Source organism: Marinomonas sp. S3726 (genome assembly GCF_000967665.1).
GTDB lineage: Bacteria > Pseudomonadota > Gammaproteobacteria > Pseudomonadales > Marinomonadaceae > Marinomonas.
Window position 1 is genome coordinate 52,293 of the sequence record NZ_JXYC01000032.1, and the last position, 25,255, is coordinate 77,547.

Sequence of the window (25,255 nt, forward strand, 5' to 3'; positions counted from 1 at the left end):
GATAAGTGAATTTGAATCATTGGGACTTTCGCATTTTTTAATTGATGGAACTTAGCAAATGAAACTCGACTCGATTCATATCTACCCAGTTAAATCTATAGCCGGCATCTCGCTAGAGACTAGCCAAGTGAAACAAAGCGGTTTATTCGATGATCGACGTTATATGTTAGTCCTAGCCAATGGCAACTTTGTGACCGCTAGAAAGTACCCTATATTAACTCAAATCCACGCCCTCTATGATTCACAAGGGCTTCTGTCTCTTAGTTATCAAGATAAAAGCATTAGGCTAGATCAAAGTAATTTTGCCGCTGACTATAAGTCAGTCAAGATTTGGGGAACACAAGTATCTGCTCAAATCTGCGGCCAAGACTATAACAACTGGTTCAGTCAAATTATTGGTAAAGAGGTTGAACTAGTGTATTTCGGTGAGCAATCTGAGAGAGTTACTGGCAATAGACCTGACAAACCTGTTGCTTTTGCTGATGGCTATCCTTTCTTAATTACCTCAAAAGCCTCTTTAGAAGCATTACAAGCAGTTTGCCCAGAAAAAGTGAACATCGCTCAGTTTAGAGCCAATCTGATTATTGATGATTGTGATGCTTTTGCAGAAGACACTTGGGCAAGGTTTAAAATTGGTGAGGTTATTTTTGAAACGGTGAAACCTTGTGTCCGTTGTACGCTCACAACCGTAGACCCAGAAACAGGTGAGTTTAATAGCCAAGGCGAGCCCTTTAAGAGCCTTAAAAACTTTCGTTTTCTAAAGAAGGAAGGCAAAGATAAAGGCCCTACTTTTGGTATGAATATCGTCGCAATGAATGAAGGAAATATTAAAGCAGGCGATACTTTAGAGGTTTTAGAGTACCGAGAAGCAGAAGTTTATAACACGCTTTAAGTAAGATAATAGTTTAAGTGTTACTTATATTTTTAAGTAACACTTAAGTTAATTACAATTAAAACAAAAACTTAAATTAACAATCTAAGATAGTTCCATTTCTCTTTTTTCTTCAGGCTGACTAAACATAGTCTGCAGTGTCTGCATCAATACCAAGACTCTCTCATCCGCAATTGTATAATAGATTGTTTGAGAGTCCCTTCTTGTTGCAACCAAATTATCTTTACGAAGTACGGCTAAATGCTGAGACAAAGCAGATTGGCTTAAGCTAACACTTTTATTCAAAGCGCCAACTGACAATTCACCTGACTGTAATGTGCATAAGATCATCAGCCTATGTTCGTTACTGATAGCTTTAAGTAGGCTTGCAGCCTGACCTGTATGCGCTAAAAGTTCAGGAAAAAATATATTACTCGCTAGCATAACCACTCTCTAACCCGTTACTTTTTGTAACCACCATGTTACACGCGGCTAAAGTGCTTGGCTAGGTACTTTTACACTGTCCTTACACTCAAGATTATAAACCCACAAAGAAAATTTTATTCAACAAGATCAACCAGATGGGTTTAATTTTAGTGTAAAGTTTTTATTTAGCTAAAACCTCGATATTAAAGTCGGTCCATATTGGTGCGTGGTCAGAAGGCTTCTCCATTGCCCTTAAATCATAGTTAACATCCGCATCTTTTAAGCTTGTCATAAGCGTTTTTGTCGCCATAATGACATCAATTCTCAAACCTCGTTTTGGTTCATCATCAAACCCTTTTGAGCGGTAATCAAACCAAGAATATCTGTCAGTTTTGCCTGGGTTCAAATGACGGTATGTATCGGTTAATCCCCAATCTTCAAGTTTTGCATACCACTCACGCTCAATCGGCTGGAAACTGCATTTACCCGTTTTAAGCCAACGTTTTGCATTTTGCGGCCCGATACCTATGTCTAAATCAGTTGGAGAAATATTAATGTCGCCCATCACGATGACTTCTTCATCACCAATATGATTCTCTAAGTAATCCATAAGGTCTGCATAAAACTTTTGCTTAGCAGGAAACTTAGTTTCGTGCTCTATGTTTTCACCCTGTGGAAAATAGCCATTTATAACTTTCAGCAAGCCTTTATCTGTCTTGTAAGTGGCGATGATCATGCGCCTTTGCGCATCTTCTTCATCGTTTGGAAAACCATATTCAACTTTCACAGCCTCTTCTTTTGAGAAGATAGCTACACCATAGTGAGACTTTTGACCATAATAATAGGCGTGATAACCAATGCTTTGCGGAATTTCATGTGGGAAAACTTCATCGTGAACTTTGATTTCTTGAAGGCCAATAATATCGGGAGATTGGCTCTTTACCAGTTCTTCAATTTGATGGGGGCGCGCTCTTAAGCCGTTGATGTTAAAAGAAACAATTTTCATAACAAATCCTAGTATTGGGTTGTGTTCATGATACCCAGCTTAGCAGGCGAGTAACAGCAAAGACCATAGCTTAAAATAAAATTATCCGCTTTATTAAGATGCTTGGAATTAAATCACCTTTCCTCAGTCTGACTATTCGGGCTGGAGGGAAAAGTATCAAACTAGGCCGCATTTTGTGCTTAATATTAAAAAAACCATTGAAGGTACTTAAGGCAATCCCTATCACTTTAATAGTTCGATTCTTTTGGCATAGATTAGAGTCCACTGTTAGAATCATTTTAAAATTAAATTTCTGCAATTTCATGGAGTTAACATTATGTCTTATCAGTATGACTTGTTTGTCATAGGTGCAGGGTCAGGTGGTGTCAGAGCCAGCCGTATAGCAGCAGGTAAAGGGTATAAAGTCGCCGTTGCTGAAGCCAGTGCCTTAGGCGGTACTTGCGTTAATATAGGTTGTGTCCCAAAAAAGCTATTTGTATATGGCGCTGAATATGGCCACGGCTTTAGTGAAGCAGAAGGCTTTGGTTGGTCTAAGCAAGAAGCGACATTTGATTGGCCAACATTAAGAGATAATAAAACTAAAGAAATAGAAAGACTGAATGGCATTTACCAAAACATGCTAACCAAAGCAGGTGTTGAAATCATCAATGGTTACGCTAAGTTTGTTGATGCACACACAGTAGAAGTCGATGGCCAAACTTACACAGCAGAAAAGATCCTGATAGCTGTTGGCGCTAAGCCTTATATCCCCGCGATTGAAGGTGCTGAACTTGCCGTTAGTTCTAACGAGATGTTCTACCTAGACAAACTCCCTAAGAAAGCCCTTGTTGTTGGCGGTGGTTATATCGCCGTAGAATTTGCAGGCATTCTAAATGGCTTTGGAGTGGATACCAGCTTAGCTTATCGTGGTGATCAAGTCCTAAGAGGCTTTGATCAAGATGTTCGTGATTTTGCTAGCAATGAATATGTCAAATCCGGTGTCGATCTAAGATTAAACACAGATATTCAAAGTATGCGTTTAGCTGATGCTAACCAAGTTGAAGGTGCTCGTATCGTTACCTTTAAAGATGGCTGTGAAGAGAGCTTTGATTTGATTCTATACGCCACAGGTCGTGTACCTTATACAGATGGTTTGAATTTAGAAGCGGCTGGTATTGAGCTAGATAAAGGCGCAATTAAGGTTAATAAAAACTTTGAAACGTCTACCTCAAATGTATTCGCTCTAGGTGATGTGATAAACCGTGTGCAGCTAACCCCTGTTGCTATTGGTGAAGCCATGGCACTTATCCAGTACTGGTTTGAAGGAACAAGTGAAGAGTACGACTATGACAATATCCCTACTGCCGTGTTCAGCCAGCCGCCTATTGGTACCGTTGGTTTAAGCGAACAGGAAGCAGAAGCTCGTGGTATTGATTTTAGAGTTTACCAAGGTGACTTCAGAGCGATGAAGCATACTTTAAGTGGCTCTGATGCTCGCTGCTTAACTAAGCTTTTGGTAGACAACAGCAATGATAAAGTCATTGGTTGCCACATGGTTGGTGACTATGCAGGTGAGATTATTCAAGGTTTGGGTATTGCGATTAAAGCAGGCGCAACCAAAGCAGACTTTGATGCAACAGTTGGCGTACACCCTTCTACTGCTGAAGAGTTTGTTACCTTTTCTGAAGCTTCTCTCAAAAAACGCTAGTCAAACTTTTTAATCAGAGCAGGAGACTTTATTCTTGCTCTGATTATTTCCTCTGGATTCAAGCTTTTATCTAAGCTAATCTTGTCCCTCATTATTCAGCTTAAGACCCCTTCGACACTCTTTAAGCTAAACGGACTAGACCCTGCCAATTATCGGCAATCGAGACTTTCTCGTATCAACATTAAGGATGAATATAAACGCTTTCCCTATGCTTTGATGTTTGTATTTTTATACAAGTATGACCATAAGCTCACAAACCAAAACATCAGATTCACTGTTTAAACTCGAACGCATAAAACGCTTTCCTACCATTGTTTGGCTCATTCTATTCGGTACTTTTTTAGCCCGTACTAGCTATTTTATGGCTTGGCCTTTTCTTATTGTTGTTTTGTTCGATGATTATCATGCAAGCGAAGCTCAAATAGGTTTGATCTTTGCTGTGTCTGCTGCCGTTGCCTCGGTATTTGGGCTTTATGTTGGCTACTTATCTGACAAATTAGGCCGTAAGCTCATCATGCTAATTGGCTGTATTTTTGCGGGTTTGATTTATTATGGCATAGGCGGTGCAAATGAACTCTGGCAACTGGCTGCCTTAATGATTTTTGCAGGTCTCATGAGACCTACGATTGAAGCGCCAGGTAAAGCCGTCATCAGTGATAACCTGGAATCAGAGAAAGACAGGGAATTAGCCTTAAATATGCGCTATTTCATTCTCAATGCTGGCGGTGCAATTGGCCCACTTCTCGGCATCAGTTTAGCCTTATCACAGCCTCAAGCTTTGTTTTATGTTACGGGTGTGACCTACTTTGTTTACGCACTTATGCTAGGGCTTAGCTTTCACTTTAGTAGGGTTACCCTGCCCCCAAGCCATGAATCCGTCATACGCTTTCGTAAAGTGTTTATGGTAATTGCTAATGACAAGCTTTTCATGGGCCTTTTGATTGCAAACATACTACTGATGTTTGTCTATTCTCATATTGAGTCGTCGATTCCTCAAGTATTAGCCAGAAGCGGCTTAGAAGATGCCGTTAAATGGATTGGCATTCTTGTGGTCGTTAACACCTGCACCGTGATCTTGCTTCAGTTTCCCCTCTTGGCCTTATTGGAAAAGAAAAATGTCTTTTTCAGAACCCGTTTAGGTGTAGGTTTAATGGGAGTAGCGCAAATAATCTTTATTTTTACCCCTGAAGATTATGCCTATGGTTGGGTGCTTGGTACGCTATTTTTGAGTATTGGGGAAGTAATTGCATTTCCGACTTTGAGTGTACAAATTGACCGTCTCGCTCCTGCGCACCTGAAAGGTAGCTATTTCGGTGCCGCCTCATTGTATTCCATTGGTTTTGCAACTGGCCCTTTAGTGGGTGGATGGTTATTAAGCCTACAGGCTAAAGTTAGCCTATTTGTGGTTTGTCTCTTGTGTGTATTAGCCATTATTGTCATCTATTACCAAGCACAAAAAATGGCGCAAACCAGACCATCATAGTGATACGTCACTCGCCTTCAAATAATGATTTTAAATGCCTATGAATTTTAACTTTAAAACGCATAGGCATCGCCATTATTGAGGTCTAACTAAACCAATATAACTTGCGAACCTTGGGATCTTATTTTTAGTTAAGCCATGATACTTAAAACGAATCAGACTACCCAATTCTGGAGGAGCAATACGCTCTTCATCACTTAAGCCCGAACCAATCTTAAAACGTATTATTGGGCTGTCATGATTTTCTCGCCAAAGCACGACTAAAGCGCCTGTTTGTCCTTGGTATTTTCCATTACCAGGCACGTACGCCTTCACTCTCGCTTGTGACTCTTGATAAGGTTTAAGTTTGAGGACATTATCACTTCGACCAGACGCAAATTTTGCCTGCTTTCTATGTAAAATAAGCCCTTCAGCCCCTCTTTTTGTGTAGTCCTTTAACATCTCACTTAAAGCATCATTATCTTTTATAGTGATTTGCTCAATAGGCTTGATAAAATCAGTATTTAACTCATTGAGTAAAGCCGTATAAGCTTTGGCCCTTACTTCAAAGGGCGATTGGTAATCAGGCATATCAAACACTTTATAGGTGATCTTTTTCCATGCTTCTTGATTTACCTTCTTACTTAATACGGTAGAAGCAACAAATTCAAAATCTTGTCGCTTAGACCATAGCTCACCATCTAACCAAACATCAGGCAAGGCCTCTATAAACCAAGTTGGTGCATGAATTGGATTACCATTTTTCGTGACTAATTTACCCTCTCTCCAGATTGCCCTCACACCATCAAATTTTTCACTAACAAGATAATCTTCAAGATGAATATTTGATTGATACACACTCACTAATTGCACTGGCAATTCAGCTTTTAGAAGCGGGGAAAATAAAGCTAAGCAGGTTAAAGCACACAAGATTTGTGCTCTTGAGATGAGGTTAAATATAAGAGAGGTTAAATCTGTTAAATACCTAAGCAACATAAAGACTCCTTGTCATTTGCTTAAAAAATTAGCTAAAGTATGTCTGCCTTCCTAGCGGACAAAGAAAGTGTACACGAGTCTTCATCATTAGATGAATGCCAGAGTCAAATTAATAGCTTGGTATCAATAGAAGCACTGTTTTAGATACAAATGATAGGGATATCCAGTGACTAACCGACAGAGTCTTAACTATTTTATTCGCTTAATAGGATTCATTCCCTTATTTCCTCTCATTATCTTTCAAGCAAAAAAGGTAAAAGCGAATACTCTGCGCTTACCCATTGCAGATGGAAAGCAAGTCTCTCACTCCCCAAATGCCTGTTTAAATATATTGCATATAGGGGAAAGTACTGTAGCAGGTGTTGGTGTTAATAAACTCGAACAAGGATTAACCAAGGGCATTATCGATAGACTCAACCAAGTTCATTCAGGCTCTATTAATTGGCATATTCTAGCTGAAAATGGTGCAACCCTATCTCAATTGAATCAACTTAGCTCTGACTTAATTAATCCTGATATTTTATTAATTACTGTCGGTGTGAATGATACAACCAAGTTTACTTCGACAAAAAACTGGCTGATACAGTTAAAGCAATGCGTCGATAAGTTTTCTGGTCCAAATAGTCAGGTATTTTTTACTCAAGTACCAGACATGGCACTGTTTCCAGCACTTCCCTTCCCTTTAAACCGCTTTATTGGTTTAAGGTCTCAATTACTCGACCTGTGTTTAAAGAAACTATGCCTTAGCTCAAACTGGACTTTTATTGAGGCAAGCCTACCTATTCAACCCAAGTGGATGGCAATTGATGGCTACCATCCAAACCAGGCGGGTTATCAAGTTTGGGCAGAACAAATTAGTCACAGTATTTTAGAAACACTCAAAATAAAGCCAAAACTCTAAATTAATTTGGTTACTAAGATAGCCAAGTTTCTAGAAGGTCCGCTTCTTTATTACGTCGACTAGGATATTTATCACCAAAGTTACGCAAGTTTTTGCATGCTGCTTGCCAATCCCCTGACGTTACTTGACGCCAAAAATTAGGGGTTTTTAATCTAAGACTGCCATATTGAAACGACACAGAAGCAATAACCGTTTGGCACTGAGAAGATAGCGCATCGAAGTCAGCATAAGTATCAGCAGCTCGCCATTCTCTAATTAAATTAAACTGTGCATTTTTATGGCTGAATTCATTAATGCAGTCCACCTCTTCAGTCGTAACCGTAAGCGGATATTCTGCCAGTACATCACAGGCATTTTGTTTAATCTTATCAGCATAAGGCAGTAGTTTTTTGCATAGGTCACCAGTGAAAGCCTGCTTTAGTTCTGATTGAGTACGCTGGCCAATATCAAAGCCAGACCCTATAGTGACGCCTGATTTACTTGTTTTTGGATCAGGTACATAGCCCTTATTACTTGAACCTTCAAGCTTCGAAATAAAGGTAAAATCAATTTTTGATTGTGAGAAGTCGGAGTCTGACATGATAGTTTCCTTGGCATTAGATGGAAACTAACGTTAACTTGGTAAGAGTGTTTGAAAATATGAAAAATCGATTAAAAATTACGTTAAAAAACCGACTGAGTTAGAAGCTGTTAAAGGGTATAAACTCATTATACCCTTCATCTTGATACCTTTATTTTTTAGTTTGATTAGCTTCCACCAGCCCTTCCAGCTTTTCAATAATGTACTTACCTATCGGAAATGCAGAAGTAGCTGCCGGAGAAGGCGCATTGCAGACATGTAGGGAGCGTTTAGATTGGGCAAATAAAAAGTCATGTACCAAGCTACCATCTTGCATAACGGCTTGCGCTCTTATCCCCGCTGGATAGCTTTCTAAGTCATCTAGATTGATTTGGTCACAGTACTTTTGAACTTCCTTTAAATAGCCTTGCTTAAACCAAGAGTTGCGAGTTTCTTTTAAACCCGTTTTCCAATGTTGAGCTAACAAACGCCAAAAGCCTTTGAATAACACCATTTGCCAAACATCTTTCAAACTAAAGTTAAGCTTGCCATAACCTTCTCGTTTCCACCCTTGTACTGCATTTGGCCCCACTGTCACTGAGCCATCTATCATACGAGTAAGATGCACACCTAAAAAGGGAAGCTCTGGGTCTGGCACAGGATAAATGAGATGCTTCACAATTTGATCATGCTTGGCATTCAGGCGGTAATACTCCCCCCTAAAAGGTATGATTTGAAAATCGGTTTTTATACCCAACATTTTTGTGGTTCTATCAGCCATCAAGCCGGTACAAGCCACTACAAACTGGCTAGTAATCCAGCTTTTTGTGGGAGCCTGTTTAGCACCAGATTGATCTATTTCAATATGCACAGCGTCATTTGTTTCTTTCAACCCTATAACTTCACTTGAAGTCATTAGAATGCCACCTAATTCGGTAAAGAGTTGAGCGAGTTTTTCACATATTTTTTGATAATTTACGATACCTGTATCTTTAACTAAAATCGCCGCAAGCCCTTTAATATTAGGCTCTTCAGCTCTTAAAGCAGGCTGGTCTAACCATTGAATAGGAATTTCATTTTCATCACATCGCAGTTTTAATGCTTCTAGTCGTGAGAGCTCTAAGGCATTCGTGGCAACCAAAAGTTTGCCGCACACATCAAAGTCAATCTTGTGTTCTGCACAAAAAGTTTTAGTGGCAGCTGCCCCTTGCTTACAGAACTGCGCTTTTAAGCTACCCGGCTGATAATACACGCCTGCATGAATCACCCCACTATTGTGCCCTGTTTGGTGCAAACCAAATTCAGCTTCTTTTTCAATCAGGACTATTTTTTTATCTGGATAAGCTTGTTGCAATTGCCAAGCCGTTGATAGCCCCACAATGCCGCCACCAAAAATAGAAATGTCATAGATTGGGGTTTCAATTTGGCTCATATTTTATGCTCTATAGTTAAACTTTAGTCTTAAGCTTGCTTTGAAAATCAAGTTGGTTTAAACACGCTCTTTTATGTAATCTAAAAACGCCCTGACTTTTGGCGTAATACCTTTGCGACTTGGAACCAATGAATGTAATGCAACCTGAGGCCTATGCCAATTAGGTAAAACGCGAACGAGTTTGCCATCTTCCACATAGGTTTCCGCCATATAGTCTGGTAATTGTCCGACTCCAAATCCATCTATCAGAACCTGTCTTATTACACTAAAATCATCCGATTCAAAACTCGGTTTAAATTTAAATTCGAATTCTTGATTTTGATTTTCAAAAAGCCACAAGGGAGGGTTATTCAGACTATTCATATGCAGCAATTGAAAGTCATGTAAATTTGCAATGTGAGGTTCTGGCTTGCCGGCTAAATATTCAGGGGCAGCATAATAATTTAGATGGCGGCAACACAGAGAACTGGCCACCAAATTTGAATCGGCTAACTCTCCGACGCGAATGAGAATATCAAAGTTTTCATCTATTGCGTCAACACGACGATTAATCAGGCGAAAATCTACACTCACTTCAGGATAGGCTTTCATAAAGCCTGTCATTAAAGGCGCTATCAAGTTCTGCCCAACTGCCACAGAAGCACTCACTCTTAATGTGCCTCTTGGTGTTTGTGTCAATGTTTCAAGAGAGTATTGGGCAGATTCCAACTCTTCTTTAATTCTCAAGCAATGCTGGTAATAGATTTGGCCAACTTCAGTCAAGGTATGTTTACGCGTGGTTCTTTGCAAAAGCGTCACCCCCAGACTCTCTTCTAACCGCGTTACCGTGCGACTTATGTTGGATTTAGGCTTATTAAGCGACTCGCCAGCTGCAGTAAAACCACCTTTAGCGACCACTTCAGCAAAAACTAACATATCATTAATATTCATAGACTCACCACTATCAAACCCACCTTATCAACCTGCTGCTATAAGCCCAAGAATAGAGTGTAATACCTTGTTAATAATAACAAATTAAACTTTTTCTGTATTCGCTTGACCTTAAAATTTGACGAAACCTGCTAAGCTAAAAAGTAAGTTATACCCTGTAACCTTTACTGAGGCCGCTTATGTTATTTAACCAGTTCAGTATTGCCTTGTTGTTAATCCTCTTAACTCCTCCTCTAGTGGCAGCCCCCATCACTCTTTATAGTGAAGAATTTCCCCCTTTTAACTACACAGATAAAGGGAAATTTATTGGCGCTTCAACCGAAGTAGTAGAAGCCATCATGCAAATCACTGAACAGGAGTATGAAATTAAAAGCTTTCCTTGGGCCCGCTCTATGCATATCAGCCAAAGCAAGAAAAACGCATTTATTTTTTCTATTAGTCGTCGTAAAAGTAGAGAAGAATTATTTAAATGGGTCGGTGTTTTAGTTCCTGCTAATCAATCCGTATTTGCCCTTAAAAGCCGAACAGATATTAAAATAAATACGCTTGAAGACATGAAGCCCTTCACAATAGGAACCACTTATAAAGATGCTAGGGAAACATTCCTATTAACCAAGGGACTTGATTTTGTGAACCTAAAGCGACTCAGTGGCGAAAACACTTACCAGCAACACTATAAACAGTTAAAGCAAGGCCGAATAGATCTTTGGCCTATGCCAAATGCCGTTATGAATCACGTCGTTACCTCATATGGTGATAAGCCTAACAACTGGATTCAAAACGTCTTTAAGTTAGATGAGATTTCTCAAGAAGGATATTACTTAGCAGCAAGCCTAACAACATCTGATGCTTTAATTAGAAAGCTTAGGCAGGCTCTAATTGATTTCAAACAATCAGAGGCCTACTCAAAAATCATTGTGAAATGGGGGTTATAAAAGCATTTTAGAAGCCTGGGTTATCCACTAAAAAGTCGAGTTCCTCTTGGCTAGATTCACGACCTAAAATTTCGTTTCTATGGGGATAACGACCAAAGAGGTTAATAATGTCCAGATGCTTTTGTTCATATTCTTTCATATTTTCATTATTAGATAATTGAAAGTAAGTTGACGCCTCTTCATGAACTAAAGCTGATTCACTATGCATAAAGGGCATCATCATAAAATTAAATTCTTCAGGTTTGTACTCTTTATAGTCCCCACGCCTGATTGCCTCTTGTGCTAAAACTAAGGCTAAGCTGTCAAAAGCAAATGACTTAGGCGTTCCTCGAAACATATTTCGCGAGAATTGATCCAATACTATAATTTCTGCTAAAGCCGATTTTGGGGTATTTCGCCAATGGCTTAGCTCACCCACGCTTGCTTGGTGATGTAATACTGAAAAGCGCTCGCTAATGGCTTTATCTAAATCATCATCTTTGGCAAACCATTGTTTCGCCGACAATTCTTTGAACCAAAAATCCAATACTGACTGGTAACTCATGCCCTTGTCCTCTTATTTCTATATCGCACTTTTTTAATTAAAACCGCTCTAATTACGACAGATCCCCTAATACTATCTAACTAAAACAAGTTTGTACCAATTATTCTAAAAACCAAGATGTGAAATTTTAATTTCACATTTAGCGATAAAGATACTTATTATTCAGTTAATTTTCAGTTAGCATGCCCGAATTATTAACAGCGTCTCGTATCAGTAAGAGGATAAAGTCAAGCATGCGGTATTCAGTTTCGTACTTACATGGGCTTAGCCAAATTTTTTTACTGAGTAACCCTGTTATTGGTTTTGTAATAGTCATCACACTTGCCTTATTTTCACCCAGCTTATTAGTTGGCTGCCTTCTAGGGGCAACGACAGGTGTGGTCACGGCAAGTTTGATGAAATTAGATAAGCATAAAATTGATTTAGGCTTATTTGGTTATAACCCTGCTTTGCTTGGCATGATGATTCTAACATTCTATGAATTCAGCCTTACAACTTGTGCCATCATAATCCTTGCCAGTATTTTCAGCACGCTTATTACAGATAAAATAAGCACTCTTTTAGGGACGAAAATCCCTCCTTATACTAGCCCTTATATCCTTACTGCTTGGTTAGTCATACTACTAAGTTCCTACCTAAACCTTGCTCCAGTTAGCCTTATTATCGACACATCAGGTATGAGTATTGACTCATTCACGAGTATTAAAGGTTTAGGACAAGTTGTTTTTCTAGATAGCCTTATAGCCAGTATATTCTGCGTCATTGCTATCGCTATCCACTCCCATAAAATGGCCATGTGGACAATATTCGCATCAGCTTTAAGTGTCATTTTTGCATTAAGTCTGGGGTTATCTCAGGATGGTATTGAGCAAGGTATTTATAGTTACAACGCTGTATTAGTGTGCATAGCATTAGTCGAGAAATGTAAATCTAAGCTAATAATGATGACTCTTGGTACCTGCTTGAGTGTATTAATTACCCATGCCTTTAGCTTTGTAGACTTACCCGCTTTAACTGCACCATTTGTCCTTTCTGTATGGATTATTTATGGGTTAAAGATATTGTACCGACCTATTTTTCCTCAGCTCACTCTTTAAGCTTAAATCGCCGACTAAATAAGAATCTAGGGAAGTAAGGGTAAACCGAATTACTTCCCTAGAAAGCTAAAGCCTGCTTTAAACTTTTATGAAAAACTTAAAAATTAGCGCTAGATTGTACTGTTTGGCCAAGATTACCTGAGGTGATTTGATTGTTAGCACCACCTTGCCATTCAACACCTGCACTAGCATCCGTGTCTTCACGCTTCACACATTTCCAATCGATTTGAGTATTCGCAGGTACTGATACAATACCTTGCCAATTTGGGTAATTTGCTGGGTCTAACTTAACCCCTTGAGCTGACTGCCAATTACCCAAAGCATCAATGTTGCCCACCGCATAAACACTTTGACCCAAATAGGTTGTCGCATTATTACAGCTAAAGCTAACATAGGCTTGGCTGCCTTGGTTTGTATCAGCTTTGAAGTTAGTAATAAATTGACTATAACGTGATTGACCTGTGCCGCCGTTAGTCACATCGCCAATACGTAATACCGTCATGCCTTCGTAACTGGCATAACGAAAGGCATTTTCGATATTGTTCCAGCCTGTTTGGGTTGCAACACCACCTGCAAGTGCATTCTCTCCCTTAATCACAACGCCTTTATCGGCCGCACCTTCTGCCACCCAAAAGACTAAATCTTTAGCCAAACTATATTGTGGTGCAAAGTTTTGGTTATCCATTTCAAGAGCCGTGAAGTGTAATATCACAGACCTTGGGTTTGCTTTATAACTTTCAACTAAGGATAAGATGGTTTCATAACCATGGGCCGTATTACGGCTTGTTAAGTCGATATCAGAAGGAATCAAACCCGCTGCCATTTCTGCTGATCGACGAGTATTATCTGTAATCCCCATTTTCCAATGAATACCAGGGATTTTAAAACCTAACTCAACATTGTTAAGGGCGCCATCCAAGCTGGTAATAGCCATATCCATCATACGTTTGCCATGTGCCACCAAACTCTCGTGATACCAACGAATAAAGTCTTTACCATATTGAGTATTGAACTGATCCCCTTGATTGATAAAGAAATCTGCATTTGATGGTGGTGTCACTTGATTAATATTGGTCAAAGATAATGACCAAGCTTGGTTTATACCCGCCAAGTTTTGGTATTTCGTCATGCTCCAATTTTGAAAATCTGTTACAGCTCTAGCCCCATAAGCTTGGAAAGCCCCTCTTGTAGGGTAACCCGTTCCCGTATCATGACTATTATAAGAAGGGTATCTCAACTCACCTGCGGGCCCCATAGAGATATTAACTTCGTCTATCATGCTCGCTTTGCTGGCATATTGTGATTCAAACGCTTCTAAAAACTGCTGATATTGAGGTAATACAAGATCATCTGCCCAAAGCGAAACCGTTTCTTGGGAGTAGTTACCCTGCTCACTCAAATACTTAAGGTCATTTTGATTAACTGAACCATAGGCAGTCCAAATCCAATTCGGTAGTGGGATATTACAGTCATCCCCAACATTGCCACCGCATTGGTGCATGCTAATAATGGGTACCCAATGCAACGAGGCGTTTTCTAACTTTTCAACCACCTTGTCATAGTAGGTCCAATCAAAGTTTTGATCGCCAGCGGCTTCCACCTTACCCCACCAAACATCCACAGAAACAGCATCTATGCCCATATTTTTAGCGGTATAGAGCTGGTTTTGAAAGGTATTCCAAGCAGCCTCATTCGTAATTTCTAATGGAGCCATCACGTTCACTGTTTTGGCTTGATTTGCCTCTAACATCAGAGGATAAAAACAGGCACTAGTGAGCGTGGTTAATAGCGCAATTTGTTTCTTCATTTTCATTCCCTATAAAATTTTATTGTTATGGGCTCTGCTTGGCATACCGCCCTCTTAAGGTGCGAAACAGTATAGTTTTGACATTTTCCTTAGCTCAAGCCATAAGCGAACTCAATTTTCCCTTAATCCTTTATCACAAAAGCCAATTTTAAGAAGCAACACAGACAGTCACATATGATGAAAAAAATAACTTATAAGACATTGTTTTAATTTAATTTATTATGAGAATTCAAAAAAGCCAAATGACAAAAAACATCTTAAAATTATCTTAACAACAAAATTTAAAACATAAAAAAAGCCAGTATGAAGACACTTCATACTGGCTTTTACAATGAACCTAATTTCAATTAATTGAAATTACGCCTTTTTCGCTTGTCTTTTTTCTCTTAACAGGCGCTGACGCTCTTTATCATCCTGCTTTTCTTGGCGGTGTTTCATCACAGCATCGGAGACTTCTGCTCCTATATGTTCTTCGCCACGTTCTTTAGCTAACTGTACTTGACGTTCACGTTCGATAAAGCGCTGACGTTGTGCATCTGTGTACTTATCAAAACAATGGTGGCAGCTCACACCTTGTTGGAAACGCTCATCTTCTTGCTCTTCTTTGGTAATTGGCATACGGCAAGCGTGACACTGGTCATATTCACCTTTTTCAAGGTCGTGATTCACTGAGACTCGGTTATCAAAAACAAAGCAGTCACCTTCCCAAAGTGTCTCTTCTTTTGGCACTTCTTCTAAATACTTAAGAATACCGCCTTCTAAGTGGTAAACCTCTTCAAAACCTTGCTCTTTCATATAAGCTGTCGATTTTTCACAACGAATACCACCCGTACAGAACATAGCCACTTTCTTTTGTTTGCCTGGATCCATGTTTTCTTCAACATAAGCAGGAAACTCACGGAAAGTATCCGTTTTAGGGTTTACCGCATTTTTAAAGGTACCGATTTGTACTTCGTAGTCATTACGTGTATCAACCAAAACGACATCAGGATCAGAAATAAGAGCATTCCAATCTTTCGGTTTCACATAAGTGCCAACAACTTCTTTTGGATCTATGCCTTCTACGCCCATGGTAACGATTTCTTTTTTCAGTTTTACCTTAGTGCGGTAAAACGGCATCGCCTCATCATAAGATTCTTTCGAGACAATGCTTTCTAGACCAGGTTGTTGATCCAACCAAGCTAACATAGCATCAATACCAGCACGGCTTCCTGCCACAGTGCCATTAATACCCTCTTCAGCTAATAACAAGGTACCACGTACCTCATTGTCAGTAAGACAAGCTAATAAAGGCTCTCTTAACTCAACATAGTTTTTTAAGGTAACAAACTTGTATAAAGCACAGACAACAACCTGTTCTGTATTTGCTGTGGGGGTATTAGTACGGGTAGATTGAGACATGTATCACTCCAATGCGGTCTGGAACGTAAAACCAGAGCAGTTAAAATTAAGGCGCGCATTATAGTGATATTCGTCAAAGAATTCGAGTTTTTAAACAAAATATCTAAAAACCCGATTCTTCTTTTTGAAGTGTACTTTCTTTATGTATTTTACTGACTGATATTAGAGACGAGTTTCACAACACTTAGCATCAGCCGCTAAATGAGGCACAAAATTACAAGGCCCATGACGAGAGTCTAGCTGCTCTTTCAAGATGCCCTGCCAAGCCAGATCACATGCTCCTGTTGATCCCGGCATAGCCACCACTAAAGTATTATTAGCAAGTCCAGCTAACGCGCGAGACTGTACAGTAGAAGTACCAATATCAGCATAAGATAAGTATCTAAATAACTCACCAAAACCATCAATGGTTTTATCAAGTAAAGGCGTAATCGCCTCAGGGGTTGAGTCACGACTGGTAAAACCTGTACCACCTGTTATCAGAACCACATTGACCTCAGCAGCACTGATCCACGCAGATAAATAGGCACGAATTTCATAAATATCATCCTTACAGATGATTTTATCTTCATAATGATGACCAGCGCTCTGAAGCGCCTCAACAAGATGTTTCCCCGATGTATCTGTCTGCCTTGTGCGGGTATCCGATACGGTTAAAACAGCAATACGTAGAGGAACAAACTCTTTACTTACATGGTTTCCCATGGTGTCTCCAAAGCCTTCTGTCAGGCAATTAATTATCCAATAGAATTGATAGAGCGCGCCTATCTGTAAGACACTATTAGTAGTGATGTTAAACAGCCAATAATAGTGTCCTTGAGATAGGCAGGTTTATCTAAAAAGGTTAGTGACTTATCCCTTGAACCCCAGCCATATCAGGTAATTTATGAGCAATCCCTTTATGACAATCGATACAGGTTTTCTCACCACTGGCAAGTGCACCAGAATGCTGAAAAGCCGCTCGTTTGCTTTGTCGAGTAAAGTCCATTGAGTCAAACTCATGACAATTACGACACTCTAATGAATTGTTTGCTTTTAACCTTGCCCACTCATGCTCAGCTAATTCTCGTCTTTTATTTTCAAATTTCTCACGTGTATTAATCGTGCCAAAAATTTTACCCCAGACCTCTTTTGAAGCTTGCATTTTACGGGCTATTTTGTCACTCCAAGCATGAGGAACATGGCAATCAGAACAAATCGCCCTCACGCCAGAGCGGTTGCTATAGTGAATCGTACTCTGAAGCTCCATATAGACGTTGTCTTCCATCTCATGACAACTAATACAGAAAGCTTCGGTATTAGTTAATTCCATAGCCGTGTTAAATCCGCCCCAAAAAATCACCCCAGACACAAAGCCTGTGATCACCAAAAATCCAAGAGAAAGATGCACCGCTGGACGAGATAGTATCTGCCAGCCAAACTTAATTAATGCCAAAATATTTTTCATACTCGACCTACTTATTTAGCTGCTGGTTTCATCAAGTCATTTACATCAACAAACACATTGTCTATCAAAGGCTTTGACTCTGTTTGAGTCACATGACATTGAGTACAGAAATAACGTCTTGGTGACATGCCTGCTTGGTACTCATCTTCACGATTGAGGTAATGGCTAACACCTACAGGTGTCGCCTGAACATCACTGGCTTTATCTCTAGCATGGCATTCCATACACTGATTCACATTTTTATCAATTTGATATTTGCTAATAATGTGAGGCACGGTTGGTGGTTGTTGCGGGTAATCACGCATACGTTTCAAGTCTTTATTTTCTACCTTAGCAATTGCCGGCGGCGTAACCTCCTCGGTTAATAAGATATTGTCACGCATAGTGGCTACTTGGACGTCTTGTGCTTGTACATTGGATACAAACAGACTTAAGCCAAGCAATCCTAAACCAAAGCAACCTGTTAGCCATTTTTGGGTGAAAATTTTAAACATCATCATTCTCCTTCACTTAGGCTTTAACAATTTTGACAGCACATTTTTTAAAGTCTGTTTGCTTAGAAATTGGATCTGTGGCATCCAAACACACCTTATTAATAAGCTGAGTCGCATCAAAGAAAGGCACAAAAACTAAGCCCACGGGTGGTTTGTTACGGCCACGGGTTTCAACTCGCGTTTTAATCTCACCACGACGGGAGATCACACGTACCTCATCACCCCGGCGTAAGCCCCGTTGCTTAGCATCTTTAGGATGCATATAACAAAGCGCATCAGGGAAAGACTTATAAAGCTCAGGCACCCTTTGAGTCATAGAGCCTGTGTGCCAGTGCTCTAGCACACGTCCAGTGCTTAACCACATATCAAACTCAGCATCTGGACTTTCTGCTGGTGGTTCATATGGCAAAGCAAAGATGACAGCTCGGTTATCCGGTTTGCCGTAAAACTGATAACCAGTCCCCGCTTTTACATAAGGGTCTGAGCCTTCTTTAAAACGCCATTGGGTTTCCTTACCATTCACCACTGGCCAGCGTAAACCTCGCTCTTTGTGGTACCTGTCATAATCAGCAAGGTCATGTCCATGTCCCCGTCCAAAGGCGGCATATTCTTCGAACAAGCCTTTTTGCAAGTAGAAGCCAAAGTCATTTGACTCTTGGTTCTCATAGTCTTGGCTAATGTGTGACAGAGGAAATTTATCCACTTGGCCATTTTTAAAGAGCACATCAAACAGGGTTTTACCTTTATAAGCAGGGTTCTTAGCCAAGACTTCGGCTGGCCACACTTCTTCCGTGGTAAAGCGTTTAGAAAACTCCACCAGCTGCCATAGGTCAGATCGCGCTTCACCTGGTGCGTTAACCAACTGATACCAAGCTTGAGTTCGACGTTCAGCGTTACCATAAACGCCTTCTTTCTCTACCCACATGGCAGTTGGCAAAATCAAGTCGGAGGCTTCAGCAGTAACCGTTGGATAAGGATCAGAACAGACGATAAAGTTATCTGGATTGCGATAGCCAGGTAACATTTCTTCGTTAATGTTAGGACCTGCCTGCATGTTGTTATTTACCTGCAACCAGTAAACATTAATCTTGCCGTCCTTAAGGTCTCGGCTTTGTTTAACCGCATGCGCGCCAGGTTTAGGGTTAAGTATCCCTTTAGGTAGTTTCCATACCTTTTCTGAATAAGTCCTATGCTCTGGGTTAGCAACCACCATGTCAGCAGGCAAACGGTGAGAGAAAGTCCCGACTTCACGGGCAGTACCGCATGCAGAAGGCTGGCCTGTTAATGAGAAGGGACCATTACCTGGCTCTGATATTTTGCCTGTTAACAGGTGAATGTTATAAAGCAGGTTATTTGTCCATACTCCACGGGTATGCTGATTGGCCCCCATAGTCCACAAAGACATCACCTTGGTACTTGGGTCGGCGTAAAGCTTGGCAATTTTTTCGATATTGGCCGCTGGCACCCCAGACATTTTTTCGGCATATTCAAAGGTATAAGGTTTCACAAACTCAGCAAAGGCGGCAAAATCGATGGCTTTAGATGCCCCTGCTTTGTTCGCATTTTTAGCCTTTTTCTCTAGTTCATGAGTCGGTCTTAAACCATAACCAATATCGGTTACCCCTTCTCTGAAGTTCACGTGTTTTTCAATAAATGACTGGTTTACATTGCCGCTCTCAATAATGTAATTCGCAATCGCATTGAGCAAAACTAAATCAGTTTGCGGTGTAAAAATCGCCGGAATATCCGCTAAATCAAATGACCTGTGTTTATAGGTAGATAACACAGCCACTTTTACATGAGGATGACTCAAACGACGGTCAGCAATACGCGTCCATAAAATAGGATGCATCTCTGCCATATTAGAACCCCAAAGCACAAAAGCATCTGAGTTCTCAAAGTCGTCATAACACCCCATAGGCTCATCGATACCAAAGGTACGCATGAAACCACCCACAGCTGATGCCATGCAGTGCCTAGCATTTGGATCAATATTGTTAGACAGAAACCCCGCCTTCATCAGTTTTACTGCTGCATAACCTTCATGAACCGTCCATTGACCAGAACCAAACATACCTATGCCAGTTGGCCCTTTTGCCTTTAACGTGGCTTTCCATTTATCAGCCATGATGTCGAAAGCTTCATCCCAAGACACGGGTGTGAACTCACCTTCTTTATGATAAACGCCATCTCTTTTGCGCAATAAAGGTTGAGTTAGTCTATCTTTGCCATACAAAATTTTAGATAAAAAGTACCCCTTAACACACGAAAGCCCTTTATTTACCTCGGCTTTCACATCCCCATGAGTGGCAACAACCTTGCCATTTTTAGTTGCAACGCTAATACCACAGCCAGTACCACAAAAACGACACGGTGCTTTTGACCAGGTTAGTTCATTCGCAGCACTTGAGGTAATCAGGTTACTCGCACTTGTTGGCAAGCTAATTCCAGCGACAGAAGCCGCAACAGTTGCAGCTTGGGCTTTAATGACATCTCGGCGGGTTAATTTCATTCGGTTTCTCCAGCTCTTACAGGCTTGTGACACACAAACTTTGTTTTCTTGTAACTTTCTATGTTTTCTATCGTCTTACTTTGAGTGAGTTAGAATCAGCTTTAACTGCTAATGGCTGACACCTCTTTTTCACAAAATTGAATGGCGTCTTTAGCCTTTATTAGCTGGCTCGCCTCTTCCTCTTGCACATGATCACCTAACTCACTATTTGGCATGATTTGGTGATAAACCATGGAGACATCTATCACGCCATCTAGCTGATTAATTTGTTCAATACGATCTAAAATAATGCCTTGGTGCGGGGCTTCTGTGACTAGCACAAACTTGCCGTTACCGTCCTTGCCATGAAGCTCAACATGCTCAACAGCACTTAATCCTTGCTCAACGGATTGCTGTTTTTCTGGACGACAATAAAGAATAAAACTACTAATGTGACTATCATTGCTGTTCATCATGAGTGTCCTAACGTATTGGGTGATGCCAGTGCTGACATCATGAAAGAATTAGAGGGGCAGATAGAGAGACAGGCTCCACAACCAGTACAATCATCTAACGCTATTTCCGGGACAGGAATGGAAGACAACCATCTCATCGAAATAGATTCGCTTTCACATACCTCCTGACAACTTTGACAAGCAACTTTGTGTTTACTTAAGCAGGTATCGTCGATTTTCAAATCAAAATAGAAAGGAGCTAAACCGGTTTTTTTTACAATAGCCGGCGAGCTTTTACTGAGATTTCCATCAAGCAAACCTTGCTTAAACTGACCTTCGCAAGTCTTCACACAGGCCTCACAAAAGCTACACTCACCTTGGCTAAAATCTAATTCTGGATAACCGGCATCCCCTACTTTGATAATGTTTTCTTCACAAGTATCAATGCATAGGTGGCAGCGGCTACATTGATCGAGAAAGTCACTGTCAGCTAAAGACCAAGGAGGTCTTAAAGGTAAATAGCTGTGCTCACTAGTGTGCTCGGCAACCGCAAAAGGTTTTAAAAAAAGCGCTCGTCTGGAGTGGTTAATTTGCATAACTTACCCTTAACTACCTGGTGGACCATTAAGAATCTGCAAAAACCAAACAACAAAACCATAAGCGGCGATGCCACCTATTGTCAGTAATGGAATTAGAATAAATGTAAGGAACAGAGAGGTGTTTAACTCTGCCATTTTAGTGCGCGGGGTTGGGGTATTTTGCTTGTTAGCCATTAGCACCCTCCTATAGTGGTATATCGCTATAGGAGAAAGCTACGCCTTTAGATTTGGTATATCTATGTAAATGAGAGCAGGGTCTGACCTACATCAGAGGTAAGCATTTTTTATCCCTAATTAGGCTCTAAGTCCCATAATCATGATGTAAATCAGAGCATTTTATTCAATATTGACAAAAGTGAGCTTAAGTTGGATTTAAGCTATACCTTTAACTTTATATCAGTACTAACGTGTAGGATCTATGGTACCAGATACTGAATTATTAATACGAAACCAGCCTGCAATACTGTGTCTTTGGCGATTTGCGGCTATGACTTGGTGAGGAAAATCTTCACTTAAAAATACCGCTAATCGGCCTTTTTTTGGTAAATAACGACCAACTTCTTTTTCATGGTCATGTTCATCAAATAATACAAACTCACCCGCATCTTCAGCTTGCCAGTTATCGTTGAGATAAAGCACGGTAGAGAGCACTCGATTGCTTTTGCCTTTAAACGCGTCAAGATGCTTTTCATAATAACCGCCCGCTTGGTAGCGGGCATAATGAGATTCATAGTCAAACAAACCCAGCATGAATTGGCGGTTTAAAATCTGCTTAAGCAGATCCATAGCTTGAATGAAGTCACGGCCCGCAGAATGAGAGTCTTCTAACCAACAGATATAATCACGTCTTGAATCTTGCTCTTGTATATAATCTTGTTTGCGCCCAACACCTGCAAGCTTCATTTGGCTGACATCAAGGGATTCGGCTTCGTTTTGTAATCTGCTTACCAAGCTATCATCAAGCAAGTTATCCTGAATGCTATACCCTTGTAAGCGAATATCTTCAATCAATTGGGTCAAAGCTTCGGCTTGTAAAAAGCCCGTGATATCTGCATCAAATTGCATAAATATTCCAAAAATACATTAGGTTAGAATCCAGTGAAGGCGCATAATACGCGAAACTATCTTACTTGTAGAGGCACAAACCTTGATTTCAATCTGGGCCATGACCAAGTAATGAGACTAAATAACGAAGAATTTATCCAAGTTTAAGATCACAGCAATGTCAGACTCTATAAAACCCTATACATTGAGGGACTACCAACAGGATGCAGTCAATGCAACCTTATCCCACTTTCGGCAAACCCAAGACCCAGCGGTTATCGTCTTACCAACAGGTGCAGGTAAAAGCTTAGTTATCGCCGAACTTGCCAATATTGCCCGAGGTCGAGTACTTTGCCTTACCCATGTGAAAGAGTTAGTTGAGCAAAACCATGCAAAATTTTGTCTAACAGGACGTTCTGCTGGGATATACTCAGCTGGATTAAAACAAAAGTCTTTGGATCATCAAGTCACGTTTGCCAGTGTACAGTCTGTCTTACCTAATCTGTCAGATTTTAAAGACCCTATTAGCTTATTGGTCATTGACGAGTGTCATAGGGTTGCCATGGATGAAGACAGCCAGTATCAAAAAATATTGGCTCATTTAAGCCAAGTTAACCCAGATATTAAAACTTTAGGCCTAACAGCAACCCCCTTTCGACTTGGCTTTGGTTGGATTTATCAAAACCACTACCATGGCTTTAATCGCAGCCAAAAAGAGACTGTCTTTAAGAAGTGTATTTACGAACTGCCACTACGTTATATGATCAAACATGGCTTCCTCACACCGCCAACAGTCCATGACGCCACTATCGCTAACTACGATTTTAGTGCGCTTGAAACCAATGCTTTTGGCAATGCAAGTGAAAAGGATTTAAACCATTTAATTGGTCAATACCCAAGAGTGACTCAAGCCATTTTGGAACAAGTAATTGAGTTAGCAAAAAAGCGTACTGGTGTAATGATCTTTGCCGCCACCGTAAAACATGCAAATGAGATAATGGGTTATCTGTCAGCTGAATCTGCCGCGTTAATTACAGGCGCCACCAGTCATGGTGACAGAGATCAAATCATCCAAGATTTTAAACAAAAGCGTTATCGTTTTCTGGTTAATGTATCCGTATTAACCACAGGCTTTGATGCGCCCCATGTGGACATGATAGCAGTATTAAGACCAACGCAATCCATTAGTCTTTATCAGCAAATTGTTGGCCGTGGCCTACGTTTAGATGAAGGTAAAGAAAGCTGCTTAATTCTGGATTATGCGGGTAACGGCTATGATCTATTTGCCCCAGAAGTTGGCGAGAAAAAGCCAAATAAAGATAGCGAAGCTGTGATGGTAGAATGCCCTCAATGTGGTTTTCAAAATACGTTTTGGGGTAAAACAGACGAGGAAGGTCAACTTATTGAGCATTATGGCCGTCGTTGCCATGGTATCGCTGAAACCCCAGACGGTGAAGAAGCTTGCGACTACCGCTTTAAATTTAAAAGCTGCCCTCATTGCGATGGTGAAAATGACATTGCCGCTAGAGTGTGCCAAACCTGCCACAAGGATATTATTGACCCCGATGAGTTACTTAAAAAAGCATTGAATCTAAAAGATGCGAAAGTTATTCGCTGCGCAGGTATTAAAGTTGAATTAAATGAAAAAGAAAATACCGTATTTGTGCGCTACTTTGATGAAGATGGGAATGAGCTTTCTGAGAACTTTAAACTCAATAATCTAGCGAGAAGAAAAGCCTTTCAACAAGATTTTGTTAAACGTATCGCCTCTGGCATCACCCAAGTCACCATAAGCCAAGCAAAGGAAATTACGCCCTTTTTACCCTATTTACCTCACCCTGATTTTGTTATTGCGCGTAAATCACAACATTATTGGAAAGTGACCCAAAGGCTATTTGATTATCAAGGCGCTTACCGCAAAGCTAACCAGCTATCTCATAATGAAAGAGCTTAACGATAGCACCACTCTCTCGCTTACTAGCGATTTAACTTAACCTTTAAAGCGTTCTTCGGCCGTTTGATACATATGTTCGAATGGCCTGTTAAGTTGCAATAAACGGGTTAGCCAGGCATTTTTTGTGTCTGCTTGGCTTGCCAGCATATCCAATAAAACCTGCTGAAAATTTGCCACCATGTTCTCGGCAAAAATGCGCGATGAAGTTTCGTCTACTCCAACGGCATCAAATCGTTGCATCACACCTTGCGTCAGTACCTGTAATTGAGTCTGAAAAAAACCTTTTTGTAATAAGCTTTGCCCCAGCACGAGTAAGGTAAACTCACGATACTCAAGATAGAAATCAAATAGGTTCTGCGAATAATGGTATAAAAAATCACAAGGATGAGGTTTTGGTGTGGCGCTTAACTCATTGGCAGATTGATGTAACGAGGCATCCATCTCATCAAAGAAAATTTCTTTAATTAAGGTCATTTTATCAGGAAAGTGAGCAAAGAAGGTTCCCACAGCAACTTCTGCCTGCGCACTGATTGCTCGAGTATTTGTTGCTTCTATTCCTTGTTTTAAAAAGGATGCCTTCGCGACTTGCTTAAGCTTTGATCGGGTATTCGCTTTTTGCTGTTGGCGAGAATTGGGCATTTTTGTCTTCGCTGACATGACACAACCTAAGAGATAAAATAATGCCCGCTATTTTAAAGGATTTGATGATAAAAGCTA

Annotated in this window: 25 protein-coding genes; 7 read left to right on the top strand and 18 right to left on the bottom strand. The window is 40.4% G+C overall.

Annotated features, from left to right (window positions below; all coding sequences use genetic code 11):
- Positions 1 to 58 precede the first annotated feature (58 nt).
- Entirely contained in the window at positions 59 to 892 is an 834-nt protein-coding gene (locus tag TW85_RS21095) for an MOSC N-terminal beta barrel domain-containing protein (RefSeq protein ID WP_046019130.1), read from the top strand.
- Positions 893 to 976: 84 nt separating this feature from the next.
- Here TW85_RS21095 and TW85_RS21100 read toward each other — a convergent pair whose 3' ends face one another.
- Both TW85_RS21100 and xthA read right to left on the bottom strand, forming a co-directional pair.
- Positions 977 to 1,315: a metalloregulator ArsR/SmtB family transcription factor gene (locus tag TW85_RS21100; protein WP_046019131.1), complete on the bottom strand. Its 339-nt coding sequence runs from the start codon at positions 1,313 to 1,315 to the stop codon at positions 977 to 979.
- A 163-nt stretch (positions 1,316 to 1,478) separates the two neighbouring features.
- Positions 1,479 to 2,303 (bottom strand): exodeoxyribonuclease III, encoded by an 825-nt coding sequence (gene xthA, locus TW85_RS21105; protein WP_046019132.1) that lies wholly within the window; start codon positions 2,301 to 2,303, stop codon positions 1,479 to 1,481.
- A 316-nt stretch (positions 2,304 to 2,619) separates the two neighbouring features.
- Between xthA and gorA the strand changes: the two genes are divergently transcribed.
- A complete protein-coding gene (gene gorA / locus TW85_RS21110; protein WP_046019133.1) occupies positions 2,620 to 3,990 on the top strand; it encodes a glutathione-disulfide reductase in 1,371 nt (456 codons plus the stop codon).
- Between the two features lie 238 nt (positions 3,991 to 4,228).
- Positions 4,229 to 5,473, top strand: coding sequence for an MFS transporter (locus TW85_RS21115; protein ID WP_046019199.1), 1,245 nt, complete (start codon positions 4,229 to 4,231; stop codon positions 5,471 to 5,473).
- A gap of 75 nt (positions 5,474 to 5,548) precedes the next feature.
- Here TW85_RS21115 and TW85_RS21120 read toward each other — a convergent pair whose 3' ends face one another.
- Positions 5,549 to 6,448 carry a DNA ligase gene (locus tag TW85_RS21120; protein ID WP_052702344.1) on the bottom strand — a complete coding sequence of 300 codons (900 nt, stop codon included), beginning with the start codon at positions 6,446 to 6,448 and terminating at the stop codon, positions 5,549 to 5,551.
- Positions 6,449 to 6,614: 166 nt separating this feature from the next.
- On the opposite strand from TW85_RS21120, the gene TW85_RS21125 reads away from it, so the two are divergent.
- On the top strand, positions 6,615 to 7,349 hold the full coding sequence (locus tag TW85_RS21125; RefSeq protein WP_046019134.1) for an SGNH/GDSL hydrolase family protein: 735 nt from the start codon (positions 6,615 to 6,617) through the stop codon (positions 7,347 to 7,349).
- Positions 7,350 to 7,362: 13 nt separating this feature from the next.
- Here the strand turns inward: TW85_RS21125 and TW85_RS21130 are convergent, their stop codons facing one another.
- The 3 genes from TW85_RS21130 to TW85_RS21140 form a co-directional block, all read right to left on the bottom strand.
- The gene (locus tag TW85_RS21130; RefSeq protein ID WP_046019135.1) at positions 7,363 to 7,929 is read right to left on the bottom strand and encodes a pesticin C-terminus-like muramidase; all 567 of its coding nucleotides are present in this window, start codon (positions 7,927 to 7,929) and stop codon (positions 7,363 to 7,365) included.
- Positions 7,930 to 8,080: 151 nt separating this feature from the next.
- A complete protein-coding gene (lhgO, locus tag TW85_RS21135) occupies positions 8,081 to 9,340 on the bottom strand; it encodes an L-2-hydroxyglutarate oxidase (protein WP_046019136.1) in 1,260 nt (419 codons plus the stop codon).
- Between the two features lie 57 nt (positions 9,341 to 9,397).
- Positions 9,398 to 10,270 carry a LysR family transcriptional regulator gene (locus TW85_RS21140; RefSeq protein ID WP_046019137.1) on the bottom strand — a complete coding sequence of 291 codons (873 nt, stop codon included), beginning with the start codon at positions 10,268 to 10,270 and terminating at the stop codon, positions 9,398 to 9,400.
- 179 nt (positions 10,271 to 10,449) lie between these two features.
- On the opposite strand from TW85_RS21140, the gene TW85_RS21145 reads away from it, so the two are divergent.
- On the top strand, positions 10,450 to 11,205 hold the full coding sequence (locus tag TW85_RS21145) for a transporter substrate-binding domain-containing protein (protein WP_046019138.1): 756 nt from the start codon (positions 10,450 to 10,452) through the stop codon (positions 11,203 to 11,205).
- Positions 11,206 to 11,212: 7 nt separating this feature from the next.
- On the opposite strand, the gene TW85_RS21150 is transcribed toward TW85_RS21145, so the two are convergent.
- Complete coding sequence (locus tag TW85_RS21150; RefSeq protein WP_046019139.1) at positions 11,213 to 11,749, bottom strand: DUF924 family protein; 537 nt, start codon at positions 11,747 to 11,749, stop codon at positions 11,213 to 11,215.
- A 233-nt stretch (positions 11,750 to 11,982) separates the two neighbouring features.
- Between TW85_RS21150 and TW85_RS21155 the strand changes: the two genes are divergently transcribed.
- Positions 11,983 to 12,846: an urea transporter gene (locus TW85_RS21155; RefSeq protein ID WP_046019140.1), complete on the top strand. Its 864-nt coding sequence runs from the start codon at positions 11,983 to 11,985 to the stop codon at positions 12,844 to 12,846.
- 97 nt (positions 12,847 to 12,943) lie between these two features.
- On the opposite strand, the gene TW85_RS21160 is transcribed toward TW85_RS21155, so the two are convergent.
- The 10 genes from TW85_RS21160 to TW85_RS21200 all read right to left on the bottom strand — a co-directional run bounded on the left by TW85_RS21160 (position 12,944) and on the right by TW85_RS21200 (position 22,605).
- Positions 12,944 to 14,653: a family 14 glycosylhydrolase gene (locus tag TW85_RS21160; protein WP_238326275.1), complete on the bottom strand. Its 1,710-nt coding sequence runs from the start codon at positions 14,651 to 14,653 to the stop codon at positions 12,944 to 12,946.
- Between the two features lie 357 nt (positions 14,654 to 15,010).
- The gene (locus TW85_RS21165) at positions 15,011 to 16,054 is read right to left on the bottom strand and encodes a rhodanese-related sulfurtransferase (RefSeq protein WP_046019142.1); all 1,044 of its coding nucleotides are present in this window, start codon (positions 16,052 to 16,054) and stop codon (positions 15,011 to 15,013) included.
- A 162-nt stretch (positions 16,055 to 16,216) separates the two neighbouring features.
- Positions 16,217 to 16,759, bottom strand: coding sequence for a molybdenum cofactor biosynthesis protein B (gene moaB / locus TW85_RS21170; RefSeq protein ID WP_046019143.1), 543 nt, complete (start codon positions 16,757 to 16,759; stop codon positions 16,217 to 16,219).
- 139 nt (positions 16,760 to 16,898) lie between these two features.
- Positions 16,899 to 17,501: a cytochrome c3 family protein gene (locus TW85_RS21175; protein WP_046019144.1), complete on the bottom strand. Its 603-nt coding sequence runs from the start codon at positions 17,499 to 17,501 to the stop codon at positions 16,899 to 16,901.
- 11 nt (positions 17,502 to 17,512) lie between these two features.
- Positions 17,513 to 17,995, bottom strand: a complete 483-nt coding sequence (locus tag TW85_RS21180; RefSeq protein WP_046019145.1) for a nitrate reductase cytochrome c-type subunit — start codon at positions 17,993 to 17,995, stop codon at positions 17,513 to 17,515.
- Positions 17,996 to 18,011: 16 nt separating this feature from the next.
- Entirely contained in the window at positions 18,012 to 20,507 is a 2,496-nt protein-coding gene (gene napA / locus TW85_RS21185; RefSeq protein ID WP_046019146.1) for a nitrate reductase catalytic subunit NapA, read from the bottom strand.
- Between the two features lie 101 nt (positions 20,508 to 20,608).
- Positions 20,609 to 20,959: a chaperone NapD gene (locus tag TW85_RS21190; RefSeq protein ID WP_052702345.1), complete on the bottom strand. Its 351-nt coding sequence runs from the start codon at positions 20,957 to 20,959 to the stop codon at positions 20,609 to 20,611.
- Positions 20,959 to 21,537 (bottom strand): ferredoxin-type protein NapF, encoded by a 579-nt coding sequence (locus tag TW85_RS21195; RefSeq protein WP_046019147.1) that lies wholly within the window; start codon positions 21,535 to 21,537, stop codon positions 20,959 to 20,961. Before TW85_RS21195 ends, TW85_RS21190 begins: the two co-directional genes overlap by 1 nt.
- Positions 21,538 to 21,546: 9 nt before the next feature.
- Complete coding sequence (locus TW85_RS26050; RefSeq protein ID WP_082827908.1) at positions 21,547 to 21,714, bottom strand: periplasmic nitrate reductase, NapE protein; 168 nt, start codon at positions 21,712 to 21,714, stop codon at positions 21,547 to 21,549.
- A 228-nt stretch (positions 21,715 to 21,942) separates the two neighbouring features.
- Entirely contained in the window at positions 21,943 to 22,605 is a 663-nt protein-coding gene (locus TW85_RS21200) for a 2OG-Fe(II) oxygenase (RefSeq protein WP_046019148.1), read from the bottom strand.
- A gap of 157 nt (positions 22,606 to 22,762) precedes the next feature.
- Between TW85_RS21200 and TW85_RS21205 the strand changes: the two genes are divergently transcribed.
- On the top strand, positions 22,763 to 24,538 hold the full coding sequence (locus TW85_RS21205) for a DEAD/DEAH box helicase (protein WP_046019149.1): 1,776 nt from the start codon (positions 22,763 to 22,765) through the stop codon (positions 24,536 to 24,538).
- A gap of 36 nt (positions 24,539 to 24,574) precedes the next feature.
- Here the strand turns inward: TW85_RS21205 and TW85_RS21210 are convergent, their stop codons facing one another.
- Complete coding sequence (locus TW85_RS21210; protein WP_046019150.1) at positions 24,575 to 25,195, bottom strand: TetR/AcrR family transcriptional regulator; 621 nt, start codon at positions 25,193 to 25,195, stop codon at positions 24,575 to 24,577.
- Between the last annotated feature and the right edge of the window lie 60 nt (positions 25,196 to 25,255).

Excerpts from the sequence above, each read along its gene's own strand:
- TW85_RS21095 (WP_046019130.1), top strand. The coding sequence starts at position 59 with ATGAAACTCGACTCGATTCATATCTACCCAGTTAAATCTATAGCCGGC.
- TW85_RS21100 (WP_046019131.1), bottom strand. The coding sequence starts at position 1,315 with ATGCTAGCGAGTAATATATTTTTTCCTGAACTTTTAGCGCATACAGGT.
- xthA (WP_046019132.1), bottom strand. The coding sequence starts at position 2,303 with ATGAAAATTGTTTCTTTTAACATCAACGGCTTAAGAGCGCGCCCCCAT.
- gorA (WP_046019133.1), top strand. The coding sequence starts at position 2,620 with ATGTCTTATCAGTATGACTTGTTTGTCATAGGTGCAGGGTCAGGTGGT.
- TW85_RS21115 (WP_046019199.1), top strand. The coding sequence starts at position 4,229 with ATGACCATAAGCTCACAAACCAAAACATCAGATTCACTGTTTAAACTC.
- TW85_RS21120 (WP_052702344.1), bottom strand. The coding sequence starts at position 6,448 with ATGTTGCTTAGGTATTTAACAGATTTAACCTCTCTTATATTTAACCTC.
- TW85_RS21130 (WP_046019135.1), bottom strand. The coding sequence starts at position 7,929 with ATGTCAGACTCCGACTTCTCACAATCAAAAATTGATTTTACCTTTATT.
- lhgO (WP_046019136.1), bottom strand. The coding sequence starts at position 9,340 with ATGAGCCAAATTGAAACCCCAATCTATGACATTTCTATTTTTGGTGGC.
- TW85_RS21140 (WP_046019137.1), bottom strand. The coding sequence starts at position 10,270 with ATGAATATTAATGATATGTTAGTTTTTGCTGAAGTGGTCGCTAAAGGT.
- TW85_RS21145 (WP_046019138.1), top strand. The coding sequence starts at position 10,450 with ATGTTATTTAACCAGTTCAGTATTGCCTTGTTGTTAATCCTCTTAACT.
- TW85_RS21150 (WP_046019139.1), bottom strand. The coding sequence starts at position 11,749 with ATGAGTTACCAGTCAGTATTGGATTTTTGGTTCAAAGAATTGTCGGCG.
- TW85_RS21155 (WP_046019140.1), top strand. The coding sequence starts at position 11,983 with ATGCGGTATTCAGTTTCGTACTTACATGGGCTTAGCCAAATTTTTTTA.
- TW85_RS21160 (WP_238326275.1), bottom strand. The coding sequence starts at position 14,653 with ATGAAGAAACAAATTGCGCTATTAACCACGCTCACTAGTGCCTGTTTT.
- TW85_RS21165 (WP_046019142.1), bottom strand. The coding sequence starts at position 16,054 with ATGTCTCAATCTACCCGTACTAATACCCCCACAGCAAATACAGAACAG.
- moaB (WP_046019143.1), bottom strand. The coding sequence starts at position 16,759 with ATGGGAAACCATGTAAGTAAAGAGTTTGTTCCTCTACGTATTGCTGTT.
- TW85_RS21175 (WP_046019144.1), bottom strand. The coding sequence starts at position 17,501 with ATGAAAAATATTTTGGCATTAATTAAGTTTGGCTGGCAGATACTATCT.
- TW85_RS21180 (WP_046019145.1), bottom strand. The coding sequence starts at position 17,995 with ATGTTTAAAATTTTCACCCAAAAATGGCTAACAGGTTGCTTTGGTTTA.
- napA (WP_046019146.1), bottom strand. The coding sequence starts at position 20,507 with ATGAAATTAACCCGCCGAGATGTCATTAAAGCCCAAGCTGCAACTGTT.
- TW85_RS21190 (WP_052702345.1), bottom strand. The coding sequence starts at position 20,959 with ATGAACAGCAATGATAGTCACATTAGTAGTTTTATTCTTTATTGTCGT.
- TW85_RS21195 (WP_046019147.1), bottom strand. The coding sequence starts at position 21,537 with ATGCAAATTAACCACTCCAGACGAGCGCTTTTTTTAAAACCTTTTGCG.
- TW85_RS26050 (WP_082827908.1), bottom strand. The coding sequence starts at position 21,714 with ATGGCTAACAAGCAAAATACCCCAACCCCGCGCACTAAAATGGCAGAG.
- TW85_RS21200 (WP_046019148.1), bottom strand. The coding sequence starts at position 22,605 with ATGCAATTTGATGCAGATATCACGGGCTTTTTACAAGCCGAAGCTTTG.
- TW85_RS21205 (WP_046019149.1), top strand. The coding sequence starts at position 22,763 with ATGTCAGACTCTATAAAACCCTATACATTGAGGGACTACCAACAGGAT.
- TW85_RS21210 (WP_046019150.1), bottom strand. The coding sequence starts at position 25,195 with ATGTCAGCGAAGACAAAAATGCCCAATTCTCGCCAACAGCAAAAAGCG.